11 protein-coding genes and 1 pseudogene are annotated in these 16,117 nt (G+C 66.5%); 7 read left to right on the top strand and 5 right to left on the bottom strand.

The genetic code is table 11. The features are described 5' to 3' along the window. The 7 genes and pseudogenes from AC4ELS_RS02035 to AC4ELS_RS02065 form a co-directional block, all read left to right on the top strand. A pseudogene (locus AC4ELS_RS02035) lies at window positions 1–499 on the top strand (hypothetical protein); the annotation flags it as partial. 26 nt (window positions 500–525) lie between these two features. After that, complete coding sequence (locus tag AC4ELS_RS02040) at window positions 526–924, top strand: TM2 domain-containing protein (RefSeq protein ID WP_064887226.1); 399 nt, start codon at window positions 526–528, stop codon at window positions 922–924. Beyond that, window positions 914–1,327 (top strand): DUF2752 domain-containing protein, encoded by a 414-nt coding sequence (locus AC4ELS_RS02045; RefSeq protein WP_448447272.1) that lies wholly within the window; start codon window positions 914–916, stop codon window positions 1,325–1,327. Before AC4ELS_RS02040 ends, AC4ELS_RS02045 begins: the two co-directional genes overlap by 11 nt. A gap of 85 nt (window positions 1,328–1,412) precedes the next feature. Beyond that, window positions 1,413–5,981 carry a glutamate synthase large subunit gene (gltB, locus tag AC4ELS_RS02050; protein WP_499045592.1) on the top strand — a complete coding sequence of 1,523 codons (4,569 nt, stop codon included), beginning with the start codon at window positions 1,413–1,415 and terminating at the stop codon, window positions 5,979–5,981. Beyond that, on the top strand, window positions 5,974–7,476 hold the full coding sequence (gene gltD / locus AC4ELS_RS02055) for a glutamate synthase subunit beta (RefSeq protein WP_064887229.1): 1,503 nt from the start codon (window positions 5,974–5,976) through the stop codon (window positions 7,474–7,476). Before gltB ends, gltD begins: the two co-directional genes overlap by 8 nt. 27 nt (window positions 7,477–7,503) lie before the next feature. Continuing rightward, a complete protein-coding gene (pyk, locus tag AC4ELS_RS02060; protein ID WP_064958660.1) occupies window positions 7,504–8,922 on the top strand; it encodes a pyruvate kinase in 1,419 nt (472 codons plus the stop codon). 46 nt (window positions 8,923–8,968) lie between these two features. Next, on the top strand, window positions 8,969–9,841 hold the full coding sequence (locus tag AC4ELS_RS02065) for an acyl-CoA thioesterase II (protein WP_064887231.1): 873 nt from the start codon (window positions 8,969–8,971) through the stop codon (window positions 9,839–9,841). A gap of 6 nt (window positions 9,842–9,847) precedes the next feature. Here AC4ELS_RS02065 and AC4ELS_RS02070 read toward each other — a convergent pair whose 3' ends face one another. Genes AC4ELS_RS02070 through AC4ELS_RS02090 form a run of 5 tightly spaced genes read right to left on the bottom strand, consistent with a single transcriptional unit; the run spans window position 9,848 to window position 16,091 of the window. Continuing rightward, a complete protein-coding gene (locus AC4ELS_RS02070) occupies window positions 9,848–10,396 on the bottom strand; it encodes a DUF4190 domain-containing protein (RefSeq protein ID WP_499045595.1) in 549 nt (182 codons plus the stop codon). Between the two features lie 10 nt (window positions 10,397–10,406). Next, window positions 10,407–11,939: an ATP-binding cassette domain-containing protein gene (locus AC4ELS_RS02075; protein ID WP_499045597.1), complete on the bottom strand. Its 1,533-nt coding sequence runs from the start codon at window positions 11,937–11,939 to the stop codon at window positions 10,407–10,409. After that, window positions 11,926–13,509: a thiol reductant ABC exporter subunit CydD gene (cydD, locus tag AC4ELS_RS02080; RefSeq protein WP_448447450.1), complete on the bottom strand. Its 1,584-nt coding sequence runs from the start codon at window positions 13,507–13,509 to the stop codon at window positions 11,926–11,928. Before cydD ends, AC4ELS_RS02075 begins: the two co-directional genes overlap by 14 nt. A 20-nt stretch (window positions 13,510–13,529) precedes the next feature. Then, window positions 13,530–14,570 (bottom strand): cytochrome d ubiquinol oxidase subunit II, encoded by a 1,041-nt coding sequence (gene cydB, locus AC4ELS_RS02085; protein WP_064887233.1) that lies wholly within the window; start codon window positions 14,568–14,570, stop codon window positions 13,530–13,532. A gap of 15 nt (window positions 14,571–14,585) precedes the next feature. Further along, a complete protein-coding gene (locus AC4ELS_RS02090; RefSeq protein ID WP_064958662.1) occupies window positions 14,586–16,091 on the bottom strand; it encodes a cytochrome ubiquinol oxidase subunit I in 1,506 nt (501 codons plus the stop codon). Window positions 16,092–16,117: the final 26 nt, after the last annotated feature.

The following is a 16,117-nucleotide window of genomic DNA, read 5'->3' on the forward strand; positions in this document are numbered from 1 at the left end:
GTCTGACGTGGAGGAAGCTGGCGAAGTCGCCGCTGACGTTGAGTCCACCGATGTAGCCGACGAGCCGGAACTCGAATCTGAGGAAGCCACCGAGGAGCAGACTGCTGACGAGACCGCGGATGACACCGAAGGCGAGGAAGCGGTAGTCGACACCGATACCGACACCGAAGACGCCCTTCCGGTCGAGACTGGTGAGTCTGAGACGTCGGTGGATGCCGATGAGGTCGACCAGGCGGATGACGTCGAGGTCGAGGCCGACGAAGGCGCCGCGGACACAGCCGAGGAGCCAGATACCGACGAAGAGGCTTCCGAGGAGCCCGCGGCCGAAGCTGCGGATGAGGCCGTCGACGAAGACGAGACCGACGAAGACGTGACTGCCGACGAGGACGTCTCCGACGAAGCCGAACCGGAATCACCCGCTGCTGTCGAGCCTTCGGAGCCTTCCGAGGCAACCAAGCAGGGCGGTCGGGTGCGTCGCTGGTTCCGCCGTAACCGGTAAGGGTCGGGCTCTGGCATCCTGGCTGTATGACTGATCCGTCGCAGTCCGGAGGCTCCTCGGATATCCCGTCGTCGGCCGGCTTTCCGCCGCCCGCGGGGTATCCGCCGCCGCCACCGGGCTATCCGCCCTATCCACCGGCGTTCGTGGATCCGAGCGCGCCCTTCGGCCGTCATCCGGTGACCGGCGAACCGCTCTCCGACAAGTCGAAGGTTGTGGCCGGGCTGCTGCAGTTGGTCGGGCTGTTCGGCTTTGTCGGCCTCGGGCGGATCTACCTGGGCCAAACCGGACTGGGCATCGCCCAGTTGATCGTGGGCTTGGCCACCTGCACCATCGGCGCCATCATCTGGGGGCTCGTCGACGCGATCCTGATCTTCACCGACAAGGTTCGCGACCCGTACGGGCGTCCACTGCGCGATGGAACCTAGCGGCCTCACCTCCACGACGGCCGGGCGATACTCGCTGCTGGCGGCGGGATTGCTCGGGGCCGGCGCGGTGGCCTACACCGGTGTGGCGGATCCACACCGTCCCGGGTTCCTGTTTCCTGGCTGCCCGTTCAAGGCCCTGACCGGATTGAACTGTCCGGCCTGTGGCGGGCTGCGGATGGCCCATGATCTGCTGCACGGCGACGTGGCCGCGGCGATCGTGGACAACGTATTCGCCTTGGTCGGTCTGCCTGCGCTGATGGTGTGGATGTTGGTGCGGTGGCGGTTGGGCAAGGCGCTGTTTCCGATGCCCGCGGTGGCGACGATCGTGGTCGCGTTGGTGCTATGGACGGTGGTGCGTAACCTGCCGGTCTTCCCACTGGTCCCGACGTTAAGCGCTCAGTAGTAGCCCACCTGCGCTGATACACTGAAAATTCGGGCCGGTGCAGTCCCGGGACCAGGATGTTCCGGACTTGCGGAGGTGCGATCAAGTGCTGTTCTCGGCATTGCCAGATGCGCAGGGGCTGTATGACCCCGCCAACGAGGCCGATTCCTGCGGCGTGGCTATGATCACCGACATTCAGGGCCGCCGCTCCCACGGCATCGTCACTGACGGGCTGATCGCCCTCGAGCACCTCGAACACCGAGGTGCCGCCGGGGCCGAGCCCAACAGCGGCGACGGCGCCGGCATCCTGCTGCAACTGCCGGTCGAACTCCTGACTGACGTGGTCGACTTCGCGCTGCCGGCCTCTGCCGCCGACGGCAGCCACAGTTTCGCCGCGGGCATCTGTTTTCTGCCGCAGGATCAGGACGCGCGCGGTGCTGCGCGCGCCCGCATCGAAGCACTGGCCGCTGAGGAGGACCTTGAGGTTCTCGGCTGGCGCGAGGTGCCGGTGGATCCGGACGGCGCCGAGATCGGTTCGACGGCGTTGGGCTGCATGCCCCACATGGCACAGTTGTTCGTCGCGGCACCAGAGGTCGACGGCAACCGGCCGAGCGGTGTCGAGCTGGACCGCAAGGTCTATCCACTGCGCAAGCGTGCCGAACAGGGCCAGGGCGCCGATGCGGTGTACTTCGCGTCGTTGTCCAGCCGGACCATCGTGTACAAGGGCATGCTGACGACAATGCAGCTGCCGCAATACTTTCCGGATCTGCGGGACGAGCGCTGCATGAGCGCGATCGCCATCGTGCACAGTCGCTTCTCCACCAACACATTTCCGTCGTGGCCGTTGGCGCATCCGTTCCGCTTCGTCGCCCACAACGGCGAGATCAACACCGTGCGGGGTAACCGCAACCGCATGCATGCCCGGGAGGCGCTGCTGGCCAGCGCCCTGATTCCTGGCGATCTGAGCCGGTTGTCGCCGATCTGCAGCCCCGACGCCTCTGATTCGGCGTCCTTCGACGAGGTGCTTGAGCTGCTGCACCTGGGCGGGCGTAGCCTGCCGCACGCGGTGCTGATGATGATTCCGGAGGCGTGGCAGAACGCCACCACCATGGACGCCACGGAGCGCGCGTTCTGGAAGTTCCATGCTTCGCTGATGGAACCGTGGGATGGGCCGGCCTGCGTGACGTTCACCGACGGCACCGTGGTGGGGGCAGTACTGGACCGCAACGGTCTGCGGCCGGGACGCTGGTGGCGCACGGTCGATGACCGGGTCATCCTCGCCAGCGAGAGCGGTGTGCTCGACGTGCCGTCGGGCGAGATCGTCGCCAAGGGGCGCCTGCAGCCCGGCAAGATGTTCCTGGTCGACACCGCTGCGGGGCGCATCATCGGAGACGACGAGATCAAGGAGCAGTTGTCCGCCGCCGAACCCTACGGCGAGTGGCTGCATGCCGGGCTGCTCGATCTCGGTACGTTGCCCGAGCGGGCCCGGACTCAGCCGAATCACGACTCGGTGGTGCGCCGTCAGATCGCGTTCGGCTACACCGAGGAGGAGCTGCGGATCCTGCTGACGCCGATGGCGGCATCCGGCGGCGAGCCGCTCGGTTCGATGGGAACCGATACTCCCGTCGCGGTGCTCTCCAAGCGCTCACGGCTGCTCTACGACTACTTCGTCGAACTGTTCGCCCAGGTGACGAACCCACCGTTGGACGCCATCCGCGAGGAGGTGGTCACCTCGATGGCCCGCGTGATGGGGCCCGAGGAGAATCTGCTGGAGCCTTCGGCCGCGTCGTGTCGTCAAATCGTCTTGCGCTGGCCGGTTCTGGACAATGACGAGCTGAGCAAGATCGTCCACATCAATGACGACGGTGAGCATCCTGGCTTACGCACCGCCGTGCTGCGTGCGCTCTACGACGTCGAGCGCGGTGGGGAAGGTCTGGCCGAAGCGGTCGATGACCTGCGGTCGAGGGCGACCGAGGCGATTGCCAAAGGTGCCCGCACACTGGTGATCTCCGATCGCGATTCCGACCACACCAGGGCTCCCATCCCGTCGCTGCTCGCCGTTTCCGCGGTGCACCACCACCTGGTGCGTTCCAAGGAACGCACCAAAGTGGCGCTCGTGGTGGAAAGCGGTGACGCCCGCGAGGTCCATCACATCGCCATGCTCATCGGGTACGGCGCTGCCGCCGTCAACCCGTATCTGGCCTTCGAGTCGATCGAGGACCTCATCCGCGAAGGAGAGCTCACCGGCATCGAAACAGCCACTGCCGTACGCAATTACGTCAAGGCGCTCGGCAAGGGCGTGGTGAAGGTGATGAGCAAGATGGGCATCTCCACGGTCGCGTCGTACACCGCCGCCCAGGTCTTCGAGGCGATCGGGCTGAGCCGTGACGTCGTCGACGACTACTTCACGGGAACCACCAGTCAGCTCGGCGGCGTCGGGCTGGATGTGCTGGCGGAGGAGGTCAAGCTTCGTCACCGGCGCGCCTATCCGGAGAACCCCACCGAGCGGGTGCACCGCCGGCTGGAGGTCGGGGGCGAGTACGCGTTCCGTCGGGAAGGTGAGCTGCATCTGTTCACCCCGGAAGTGGTGTTTCTGCTGCAGCATTCGACCCGGACCGGTCGGCGCGACATTTTCGCTCGCTACTCGGCGGAGGTCGATCGGCTGTCTCGCGAAGGCGGGACCCTGCGCGGGCTGTTCGAGTTCAAGCAGGGACTGCGGCCCCCGGTTCCGCTCGATGAGGTCGAACCGGTCGAGTCGATCGTGACCCGGTTCAACACCGGGGCGATGAGCTACGGCTCCATCTCAGCGGAGGCCCACGAGACCATGGCGATCGCCATGAACAACCTCGGCGGCCGATCCAACAGCGGTGAAGGTGGTGAGGACGTCGACCGACTGTACGATCCGCGCCGGCGCAGCGCCGTCAAGCAGGTGGCCTCGGGGCGTTTCGGCGTCACCAGCGACTATCTGGTGAACGCCACCGACATCCAGATCAAGATGGCTCAGGGCGCCAAACCCGGTGAGGGGGGCCAGCTTCCGGGTTACAAGGTGTATCCCAACATCGCCAAGACCCGGCACTCCACTCCCGGCGTGGGACTGATCTCGCCGCCGCCACACCACGACATCTACTCGATCGAGGACCTGGCCCAGCTCATCCACGATCTGAAGAACGCCAATGACCAGGCCCGGATCCACGTGAAGCTGGTCAGCAGCGTCGGCGTCGGCACGGTCGCGGCCGGGGTGTCGAAGGCGCACGCCGACGTCGTGTTGATATCCGGATATGACGGTGGAACGGGCGCGGCACCGTTGACCTCACTCAAGCATGCCGGGGCGCCGTGGGAGATCGGTCTCGCCGACACCCAGCAGACGTTGGTGCTCAACGGTTTGCGTGACCGGATCACCGTGCAGTGCGACGGTGGCATGCGCAGCGCCCGCGATGTGATCGTGGCTGCACTGTTGGGCGCCGAGGAGTTCGGTTTTGCCACCGCGCCGCTGGTGGTGTCGGGCTGCATCATGATGCGGGTCTGTCACCTCGACACCTGCCCGGTCGGCGTGGCCACGCAGAACCCGGAACTGCGGGCACGGTTCAACGGCAAGCCCGAGTTCGTCGAGAACTTCTTCACCTTCATTGCCGAGGACATCCGCCGTTACCTGGCCGAGTTGGGATTCCGCAGTATCGACCAGGCCGTCGGCCATGCCGAGGTACTCGACACCGATCCCGGTGTGGCGCACTGGAAGAGCCGTGGGCTGGACCTCAGCCCGATCTTCGCGCTGCCGACGGATGCCGAGGGCGGCGCGCTCACTCAGCGGCTCCGGGTGCGCGACCAGGATCACGGACTCGAGCAGGCTCTCGATCAGACCCTCATCCAACTCGCCGAGGGCGCACTCGAAGATGCGCTGCCGGTTCGCTTGGAACTCCCGGTTCGCAACGTCAACCGCACAGTGGGTACTTTGCTCGGATCAGAGGTCACCCGACGCTACGGTGCGGCCGGATTGCCCGACAACACCATTCACGTCACCCTGACCGGGTCGGCCGGCCAGTCGATCGGGGCGTTCCTGCCGCCGGGAGTCACACTCGATCTGATCGGTGATGCCAATGATTATGTGGGCAAGGGGCTTTCCGGCGGCCGGGTGATCGTGCGGCCACCCGACGATGTGCTGTTTCTGCCCGAGGACAACGTTGTCGCCGGGAACACTCTGCTGTACGGAGCCACCTCGGGTGAGGTGTTCTTGCGGGGCCGGGTCGGTGAGCGGTTCTGCGCGCGCAATTCCGGCGCTTTGGCCGTCGTCGAAGGCGTCGGAGACCATGCGTGTGAGTACATGACCGGCGGACGGGTGGTCATCCTGGGTAAGACCGGGCGCAACCTGGCTGCCGGCATGTCCGGTGGCATCGCCTTCGTGCTCGGTCTGGACCCGGCCCGGGTCAACACCGAAATGGTGCAGCTGCAGCAGTTGGAGGCCGAAGATCTGGCCTGGCTGCACGATGTGGTGGCCGGCCACGCTCGCCATACCGGCAGCACGCTGGCGTCCTCGATTCTGGCTGACTGGCCCCGGCGCAGTGCGCAATTCACCAAAGTAATGCCCACCGACTACCAGCGTGTGCTGCAGGCGACCCGGATGGCCAAGGCCGAGGGACGCGATGTGGACAGCGCGATCATGGAGGCCAGCCGTGGCTGATCCGACCGGATTTCTTCGTGTCCCCAAAATCGAGGCGGCCAAGCGCCCCGTCGAGGAGCGGGTGGGGGACTGGCGCGAGGTGTACGAGCGCGAGGATCCCAACGCGCGCGCCGGCGAGGTGTCGCAGCAGGCCCGGCGCTGTATGGATTGCGGGATCCCGTTCTGCCATTCCGGCAAGGCGGGCTGTCCGCTGGGCAACCTGATCCCGGAATGGAACGACCTGGTACGGCGGGGACGTTGGGATGCGGCCAGTGACCGCCTGCACGCCACCAACAACTTTCCGGAGTTCACCGGACGGCTGTGCCCGGCGCCATGCGAGGCAGCCTGCGTGCTCTCGATCTCCGAGGAGCAGACCGGCGGCAGCGTGACGATCAAGCGCATCGAGCAGACGATCGCCGACCACGCCTGGATGAACGGCACCGTCGAACCCCAGCCCGCCGCGATCTCCACCGGCAAAAGCGTGGCAGTCGTCGGTTCGGGACCGGCAGGTTTGGCTGCGGCACAACAGCTCACGCGGGCCGGCCACGAGGTGACGGTGTACGAGCGTGACAACCGGGTGGGTGGGCTGCTGCGCTACGGGATCCCCGAGTACAAGCTCGAGAAGTCGGTGCTGAATCAGCGTCTGGCCCAGATGCGGGCCGAGGGCACCCGATTCGTCACCGAGTGCGAAGTGGGCGTCGATCTGACCGTCGAGCAGCTGCGTCAGCGTCACCAGGCGGTGGTGCTGGCGGTCGGCGCGCTCCGGGGCCGAGACAACGACGTGCCCGGACGAGAGCTCGATGGCGTGCACCTGGCGATGGAGCATCTGGTGCCGGCCAACCGCGAGTGTGAAGGCGACTCGTCGTCGCCGATCTCGGCGGCGGGCAAGCACGTGGTGATCATCGGTGGCGGTGACACCGGCGCCGACTGCCTGGGTACCGCGCACCGTCAGGGTGCGGCGTCAGTGACGCAGCTCGACTACAACGCCGAGCCACCCGAGACCCGCGACGACGAACTCTCTCCCTGGCCGACGTGGCCGTTGGTGCTGCGGACCTCCCCGGCACACGCAGAAGGTGGCGCGCGCCGGTTCGAGGTGGCCGTGCAGCGTTTTCTAGGCGACGAAAACGGTCACGTGCGGGCCGTCGAGATTGCCGAGGTTCAGGTGACCCGCGACGCGGAAGGACGGCGCGAGATCACCCCGGTCGGCGAGTCGTTGCAGATTCCCTGCGACCTGGCGCTGTTGGCGATCGGGTTCGAAGGCGTGGAGCACATGGCGCTGCTCGACGGGCTGCACCTGAAACTGACCCGGCGCGGCACTGTGTCGTGCGGTTCGGATTGGCAGACCGACGCGCCCGGGGTGTTCGTTTGCGGCGATGCCCACCGGGGCGCCTCGCTGGTGGTGTGGGCCATCGCCGAGGGCCGCAGCGCGGCGCACGCGGTGGACGCCTACCTGATGGGTGAGTCGGATCTGCCGTCGCCGGTGAGGCCCGGCACCCTGCCTCTGGCCGTCATCTGAATCGATCAACGACTAAGCTGACATGACGTGAGCAGACGCGGAAAGATCGTTTGTACGCTTGGCCCGGCTACCAGCACTGATGAGACGGTGCGCGCGCTGGTCGAGGCCGGGATGGATGTCGCGCGGCTGAACTTCAGCCACGGTGACTACACCGACCACGAGGCCGCCTACAAGCGGATCCGGGCGGCATCGGATGCCACCGGCCACGCTGTGGGTGTGCTGGCTGACCTTCAGGGCCCCAAGATCAGGTTGGGGCGATTCACAGACGGCCCGACCTACTGGGCGAACGGTGAATCGGTGCGGATCACCGTCGACGACTGCGAGGGCACGCACGACCGGGTGTCGACCACCTACAAGCGGTTGGCCGAGGACGCCCGGCCGGGGGATCGGGTCCTCGTCGACGACGGCAACGTCGGCCTGGTGGTCGACCAGATCGACGGCAGCGACGTGATCTGCACGGTCACCGAGGGCGGCCCGGTCAGCAACAACAAGGGCATGTCGTTGCCCGGCATGAACGTGACGGCACCGGCGCTGTCCGAGAAGGACATCGAGGATCTCGAATTCGCGCTGCGCCTCGGCGTTGATCTCATTGCCCTGTCGTTCGTCCGGTCGCCCGCCGACATCGAACTCGTCCACGAGGTGATGGACCGGGTTGGCCGGCGCGTTCCGGTGATCGCGAAGCTGGAGAAGCCGGAGGCCGTCGAAAACCTCGAGGCCATCGTGCTGGCGTTCGACGCGATCATGGTCGCCCGCGGCGATCTCGGTGTCGAACTGCCGCTGGAAGAAGTGCCTCTGGTCCAGAAGCGCGCCATCCAGATGGCAAGGGAGAACGCCAAACCCGTCATCGTCGCGACCCAGATGCTGGAGTCGATGATCGAAAGCTCCCGGCCCACCCGCGCGGAGGCCTCGGACGTCGCCAACGCCGTGCTCGACGGCGCGGACGCGGTGATGCTGTCCGGCGAGACTTCTGTCGGCAAGTACCCGCTGGAGGCCGTCAAGACGATGGCCCGCATCATCAAGGCGGTCGAGGACAATTCGGTGAGCGTGCCGCCGCTGACGCACACCCCTCGCACCAAGCGCGGGGTCATCTCCTATGCGGCCCGCGATATCGGGGAGCGACTCGACGCAAAGGCGTTGGTCGCGTTCACCCAGTCCGGTGACACCGTGCGTCGCCTGGCCCGGCTGCACACCCCGCTTCCGGTGCTGGCGTTCACGGCGTTGCCCGAGGTCCGCAGCCAGTTGGCCCTGACCTGGGGCACCGAGACGTTCATCGTGGCGCAGATGAAGAGCACGGACGACATGATCCGCCAGGTCGACAAGTCGCTGCTGGATCTGGGTCGCTACAAGCGCGGTGAGCTGGTGGTCATCGTCGCGGGTGCTCCGCCGGGCACAGTAGGCTCCACGAATCTGATCCACGTGCACCGCATCGGGGAGGACGACGTCTAGCGGTCGCCTGCCGACCAGCGCCGCCAAAGATCTCGAAAGGCATTCCTTGACACACCCGGATTTCGAGGAGCTGCTGGCTGTTCTCGATCTGAATCGCGTCGATGACAACCTGTTCATCGGCTCGCATCCGAGCAAGAACCCGGTGCGCACCTTCGGCGGCCAGATGATCGCGCAGGCGTTTGTCGCCGGCGGGCGCACGCTGGAACACAAGCTCGCGCCGAGTGCGCTGAATGCGCACTTCATCGCCGGTGGCGATCCGGAAAAGGATCTGGAGTTCCATGTAGTGCGGCTGCGCGACGAGCGCCGGTTCGCCAACCGCCGGGTGGATGTCATGCAGGACGGGAACCTGCTGACCTCGGTGATGCTGTCTTACATGAACGCCGGCCGGGGGCTCGAGCACAGCGTGCCGGCTCCGGAGGTTCCGCATCCGGACACGCTGCCCAAGATCGATGAATTGCTGCGCGGCTATGAGAAAACGGTGCCGTTGTTCGTCGAGGCGTTACGCCCGATCGAATGGCGGTACACCAACGATCCGTCCTGGGTGATGCGGAAAAAGGGCGGCAAGCTCGAGCACAACCGGGTGTGGCTGAAGACGGAGGGCACCATGCCCTCCGATCCCGTACTGCACGGTGCGGCCCTGGTGTACTCCTCCGATACCACCGTGCTCGATTCGATCATCACCACGCATGGGTTGTCCTGGGGTTTTGACCGGATCTTCGCGGTGACGATGAACCACTCCGTGTGGTTTCACCGGCCGGTCAAGTTCGACGAGTGGGTGCTGTACTCGACCACGTCGCCGGTGGCGGCCGAATCCCGAGGCCTGGGCACCGGTCACTTTTTCGACGCAGCGGGCCATCTGGTCGCGACGGTGGTCCAGGAGGGAATCGTCAAGTACTTCCCCGGTGCCGCCACGACGTGAGTCGGTTCAGCGGGTAGAGGTCGGCGTGTTGCCGAAGGAATCCTCGATCCGCCGTTCGAACTCCTTCTCGCACCGCTGCTGTGCGACGGTGTCGTCGCCGGCCTGCTGCATGCAGTGCACGTAGTCCCGGCCACCGACATCGTCGAACCATCGTTGGCCGAAGTACACCCAGATTCCGACGAACACCAGAGACACCACACAGGCGATGGCGCCGAGCGCGACTCCGGCGGTGGCGACGCCACCATTGGTGGCTTCGCCGCGTTGGCTGCGCCCACGACCGAGAAATCCGAGGATCAGTGCGACGATGCCGAATATCAGTCCACCGATCACCGTCCATGTCAGCAGCAACGCGAAGATGGCCAGGATGAGCGCGGCGATGCCGAGTCCGTTGGCGGGCCCACGCGGGCTGGGCTGCATCGGGTATCCGCCGTACGGCGGCGGGTACGGCCCGGGATACGCACCGGGGGGCGGCCCGTAGGGATATCCCGACGGAGGGGGAGGCCCGGTCGGCTGCGGCTCCTCCGACCCGGATGGGTTGGATCGCTCGTCGGTCATGTCTGCGAGGCTACCCGTCGGTGATGGTGCCCGGTTGCGGACAGTGGACGACGGGGCAGGCGAGCGTGTCCGGCAGATGGTGGGTGGCGACGACGACGGTCCGGTCTGGGGCGAACCAGTCACCCGGAGTGAGGATTTCGGTCAGGATCCGTTGGCTGTCGGCGGCGTCGAGGTTCTCGGTGGGCTCATCGAGCAGGACGACAGAGAAATCGGACACCAGCACTCGCGCCAGCAGCAACCGGCGTCGCTGACCGGCCGACAACGCGGTGTGACCGCCCTCGAGCACGGTCGACAAGCCATCGGGCAGGCCGTCCAACCATTCGGTGAGACCGACACGGTCGATCGCTGACAGCAATTCGGTGTCGGTGACATCCCCGCGGACCACGAGAACGTTGTCCCGCACCGTGGTCTCGAAAATGTGTGCATCTTCGGCGAAAAACGCTGCACGTCCGGGTGTTTCATCGAGTCGTTCGGCCAGCGCCATCAACAGCGTCGTCTTTCCCGAGCCGCTCGGCCCGACGACGGCCAGTCGGCCCCCGTCGGGCAGGTCGACCGAAGGTGCCGTGGGACGTCGGCGGGCCAGGGGATCGCCCTCGGTGAGCTCGAGCAGACGGCGTGCGGCGATGCGGGACTTCGTGAGCCCGACGGCAGCGTCGGGCAGGGCGGTAGTGGCCTCGAAAGCCGACAAGGGCAACAACATCAGGATGGCCAAGGTGGTCGGCGCGGTCGTGGGGGCCAGTGCGATGCCTGCGATGACCGCACCCAGGACGCTGGCACCAATGGCGATGCTGGGCATCGCGGCGGCCAGCGCTGCCGGGGCGGCCGCGCGGTCAGCGGCGTGGCCCCAGTCGCGGTGGTGGCGCTCCGCGGTGGCGATGACATCGTCGAGGCGCCCGCTCACCCGCAACTCCGGCGCGTACTCCAGGGCCAACATCGTTGCGGAGTCGCGGTCACCACGGTGTTGGACAGCAACGGATTCCGCGGCGGCCACGGAGCGGGCGGTGAGTGCCGGGGCCACCACGCCGGCGATCAGCAGGCACAGCGTCAGCACCACCGCGGCGCCGGGGGAGATGAGCGCGATGACACCGACCGCCACCGCGCTGAGCACTGTGGCCACCACGATCGGCAGCACAGACCGCACTACGACGTCGGCCAGTTCATCGACGGAACTGCCGACCCGGGACACCAACTCCCCGCTCGGAAGCCGCATCGCGTCGTCGTCGGGGCCGGTTGCGAGCCTGCGGTACAAGCCGGTGCGGGCGTTGGCCGCGGACCTCAGTGCCGTGTCGTGGGCGGCCAGGCGCTGGCAGTAGCCGAGCACACCGCGGGAGATACCCAGCGCACGCACTGCGACGACGGCGACCGAGAGGTCCAGGATCGGGGGCATCTGCCAGGCCCTCGTGATCAACCACGCCGAGATGCCCGCCAGGGCCAGCGCGCTGCCCAGCGAGAGCACTCCGAGGCCGCCGGCCAGGATCAGCTGGCTCAGCCGGGGCCGCAGCAGGTCCAGTGTCAGTCGCAGCAGCGGATCACGTCGAAACATGCGCCGCACCAATCGTGATCACCTCGTCGCCGATCGCCACCACCGGATCCCGGTGGCCGACCACGACGACTGTGGCACCTGCGCGGGCCCGGGCGACGATCGCCTGCAACACCCGATGTTCCAGCGCGGAATCGAGGTGGGCGGTGGGCTCATCGAGAAGCAGCACCCGTGCCGAGGCCCCGAGTGCCCGGGCAAGGCCCAACCGCTGTCGTTGTCCCAGTGACAATCCGACTCCGGTGCGGCCGATCCTCGTCTCCAGTCCGTCGGGAAGGTCGTTCAGCACGTCGTCGAAGCCGGAATCGCGGCAGGCGCGGGCCAGGTCGGTCAGTGGTCCGAGCAGCTCAAGGTTTTCTCGGACCGTTCCCGGGATCAGCACGGGCCGGTGTGGCAGCCAGGCGATGCTGTGCCACCACGCCGTCATGTCCAGGTCACCGACATCCACTCCATCGATCCGCACGGGCCCGGACGGAAGCGTGGCCAAACCGAGAATGGCTTGTAGTGCAGTCGATTTTCCCGCTCCGTTGGGGCCGGTGAGCACGGTGACCCGGCCCGGCTCGATGGTTGGCCCCAGACCCTCCAACTCGATCGCCGGAGCGGCGTCCGCCACGCGCACCCCACCTTCGGCGGGTTGGTGCGTCTCGCAGAGCTTGAACGCTTGTTCCGCGGCGGTCTTACCGTCCTGGGCCGCGTGAAAGGCCGCGCCGACACGGCGCAGTGGCCAGAACACCTCGGGAGCCAGCAACAGGGCGGTCAGGCCCGCGGACAGGTCCATCTCGCCGTAGACCAGCCGTAGGCCGACGCTGACTGCCACCAGCGCCACGCCCAGGGTGGCCAGCAGTTCGAGCACCAATGAGGACAGGAACGCAATCCGTAGGGTTGCCATGGCCGAGCGTCGGTGCGCGGCAGCCAGTTCAGTGATGCGCTGGGCCGAGCCGGCGGCCCGGCCGACGGCGCGCAGGGTGGGGATCCCTGCCACGAGGTCGAGCAGTCGGGCCTGCAGGGTCGTCATCGCCGCCAGTGCGGCGGCCGACCGGTCGGCCGTGACGAGGCCGATGAGAATCATGAACACCGGGATGAGAGGCAGCGCGATCACCACGATCGCCGCGGACTGAAGGTCGTAACAGGCCATCACGATCACGGCCACCGGTGTCAGGACGGCGGCCTGGATCACCGCGGGCAGGTAGCCGCTCAAGTACGGTCGTAGACCATCCAGGCCGCGGGTCACCACTGCGGCTGCGGCATCGCGCTCGGCCGCCAATTGTCTTGGCGGGGCAGAGGTTACCGAGCGCAGCACCTGGCTGGACAATTCCCCGATCACCGCGGTGGCACCGCGCTGCGACAGCCGGCCCTGAAGCCAGTGTGCGGCCGCGCGCAGGATCCACAGCGCACACAGTGCCACCAGCGCACTGCCGTGGCCGGCCGCTGAACCGGGGTCGACGATGATGGCGGCCACGATGTGTGCCAGCACCACCGCTGCGGCGATGGTGCTGGCGCTTATGGTCACGCCGCAGATCACCGCCGCCAGCAGGTAGCGCCGTAACCCCGTCGTAGCGCCGGCGGCCCCGCGGATACCGAGCGCGCGCCAGAGATTCAGACCGACCGCCGAGACAGTCCGATGGGGGCGGGGATACGGTCTGCCGAAATCCGCTTGCGGAACACCCAGTAGGTCCAGCCCTGGTACACCAACACCAGAGGCAGCAGCGTCAACGACGCCCACGTCATGATCTTCAGGGTGTACGGGGTGGAGGAGCCGTTGTAGATGGTCACGCCCCACTCCGAGCTCAGCGTGGACGGCAGGAGGTACGGGTACATCGCACCGAACAGCAGGACGACGACGGCGGCCACGACCACCACGGTGGCGACGAAGGCCCAGCCTTCCCGCGACCGAGACCACATCAATGCCACCGAGATCAGCAGTGCGACCACCGCGACCGCCAGGGCCGCCCAGGTCCATGGCTTGCCGTGGGCCAGCTGTGTCCACAGACCGAAGCCGCCGGCCAGCAGGATCACGGGCAGGGTCAGTATCCGGGCGAACCGGAACGCGTCGTCGCGTATGGGGCCGGCGGTTTTCAATGCGATGAACACCGAACCGTAGAACGCGAACAGCGATGCGGTCGCGAGCCCGCCGAGCACCGTGTAGGCGTTGAGCACGTCGCCGACCCCGGCGTGCACCCGATGGTTGGCGTCAATCGGCAAGCCGCGCACCAGGATTGCGAAAGCGACACCCCACAGTATGGCGGGCAGCCACGATCCCACGGCGATGCCGAGGTCGGCGTATTTGCGCCACTTGGTGTCGTCGATCTTGCCGCGCCACTCGATGCCCACGATGCGCAGGATCATCCCGAACAGAATCGCCAGCAGCGGCAGGTACAGCGCGGAGAACAGCGTCGCATACCAGTTGGGGAATGCCGCGAACATGGCTGCGCCCGCGGTGATCAGCCACACCTCGTTGGCGTCCCACACCGGTCCGATGGTGTTCAGCACGGCTCGTCTGCGGCTTTCCGGATCGCCTTCGCCCGCGCTGCCGAGCGGGGCCATCAGCATCCCGACACCGAAGTCGAAGCCTTCCAGAACCACGAATCCGAGGAACAGGACGGCGATGAGTATGAACCAGAGTTCTTGGAGTCCCATCTGAGATCAGTCCTCTCAGTACGCGAAAGACAGCGGGGCGGATTCGTCCTCGTCTGGAGGCGTCGGCGGTGCCGGCTCGGAATCGTGTTCCTGTGGCCCTTCGGTCACATAGCGGCGCAGCAGCCAGAACCAGACGACCGCGAGCACGCCGTAGAGGAGGGTGAAGACCGCGAGTGAGAAGAACACCGTGCCGGCCGCATGGTCAGACACGCCCTGTTGCACCGTCAGCCGAACCATCTGGTCACCGGTCGGATTGGGCACCACCACCCAGGGCTGCCGGCCCATCTCGGTGAAGACCCAGCCGGCCGAATTGGCCAGGAACGGTGTGGGCAGGGTGATCAGCGCGAAGATGCCGTACCACCGTTGGTCGGGAAGCCGTCGGCGGCGGGTCAGCCACAGCGTCAGCAGGGCGAACGCCAGTGGCACCACCATGAGGCCGATCATCGCCCGGAACGACCAGTAGGTGACGAAGAGATTCGGCCGGTAATCGCCGGGCCCGAACCGTGATTCGTACTGTTTTTGGAGGTCGTTGACGCCCTCCAGGGTGACGCCGCTGAATTTGCCCTCGGCCAGGAAGGGCAGCACGTAGGGCACCTCGATCACGTGGGTCACGCTGGCGCAGTTGTTGTGCGTACCCACGGTCAGGACCGAGAAGTACGGGTCTGTCTGCGTGTCGCACAGGGATTCGGCCGAGGCCATCTTCATCGGCTGTTGCACGAACATCAACTTGCCTTGAATGTCACCGGTGAAGAAGATCACGGCGACTGCGGCCAGTGCCACGAGGCTGCCGAGAATCGTTGCGGGTCGGTACATTCCAGCGGAGTCGTTGGCGGCTGCGGCGTCGGATACCTCCGTGGACTCGGCAGCCGCCTTGTCGGCGTTTGTCCTGCGCCGGTCACGCACCATCAGCCACGCACTCACGGCCGCGACGAAGGTGCCCGCGGTGAGCAGCGACCCGGCGACGACATGCAGGAACGCCCAGATAGCGGTGTTGTTGCTGAGCAGGGCGCCGAAGTCGATGAGCTCAGCCCGCCCGCTCTCCGGGTTGTACTTCGCCCCGACCGGGTGCTGCATGAACGAGTTGGCGGCGATGATGAAGAACGCCGACGCGTTGACCGCAAAGGCGACCATCCAGATGCAGAACAAATGAACGGCACGCGGCAGTCGCGTCCAGCCGAAGATCCACAGGCCGATGAACGTGGACTCGACGAAGAACGCGACCAGGCCCTCGAAGGCCAGCGGTGCGCCGAAGATGTCGCCGACGAAACGCGAGTATTCGCTCCAGTTCATGCCGAACTGGAATTCCTGCACGATGCCGGTGGCCACACCGATCGCGAAGTTGATCAGAAACAGCTTGCCGAAGAATCGCGTGAGGCGATACCAGCTGTCGTTACCGGTGAACACCCATGCGGTTTGCATGACGGCGATCAACGGCGCCAACCCAATGGTCAGCGGTACGAATATGAAGTGGTAGACGGTGGTGATTCCGAACTGCCACCGCGATACGTCCAAAGCGTCCATCTGGCCCTACTTCCGAGGTCTCAGAC

This window comes from Mycobacterium shunyiense, assembly GCF_058270035.1.

Coding starts and splice junctions, on each gene's coding strand:
- AC4ELS_RS02070 (WP_499045595.1), bottom strand. CDS start 10,396: ATGACCGACGAGCGATCCAACCCATCCGGGTCGGAGGAGCCGCAGCCG.
- cydB (WP_064887233.1), bottom strand. CDS start 14,570: ATGGGACTCCAAGAACTCTGGTTCATACTCATCGCCGTCCTGTTCCTC.
- AC4ELS_RS02075 (WP_499045597.1), bottom strand. CDS start 11,939: ATGTTTCGACGTGATCCGCTGCTGCGACTGACACTGGACCTGCTGCGG.
- AC4ELS_RS02090 (WP_064958662.1), bottom strand. CDS start 16,091: ATGGACGCTTTGGACGTATCGCGGTGGCAGTTCGGAATCACCACCGTC.
- AC4ELS_RS02045 (WP_448447272.1), top strand. CDS start 914: ATGGAACCTAGCGGCCTCACCTCCACGACGGCCGGGCGATACTCGCTG.
- AC4ELS_RS02040 (WP_064887226.1), top strand. CDS start 526: ATGACTGATCCGTCGCAGTCCGGAGGCTCCTCGGATATCCCGTCGTCG.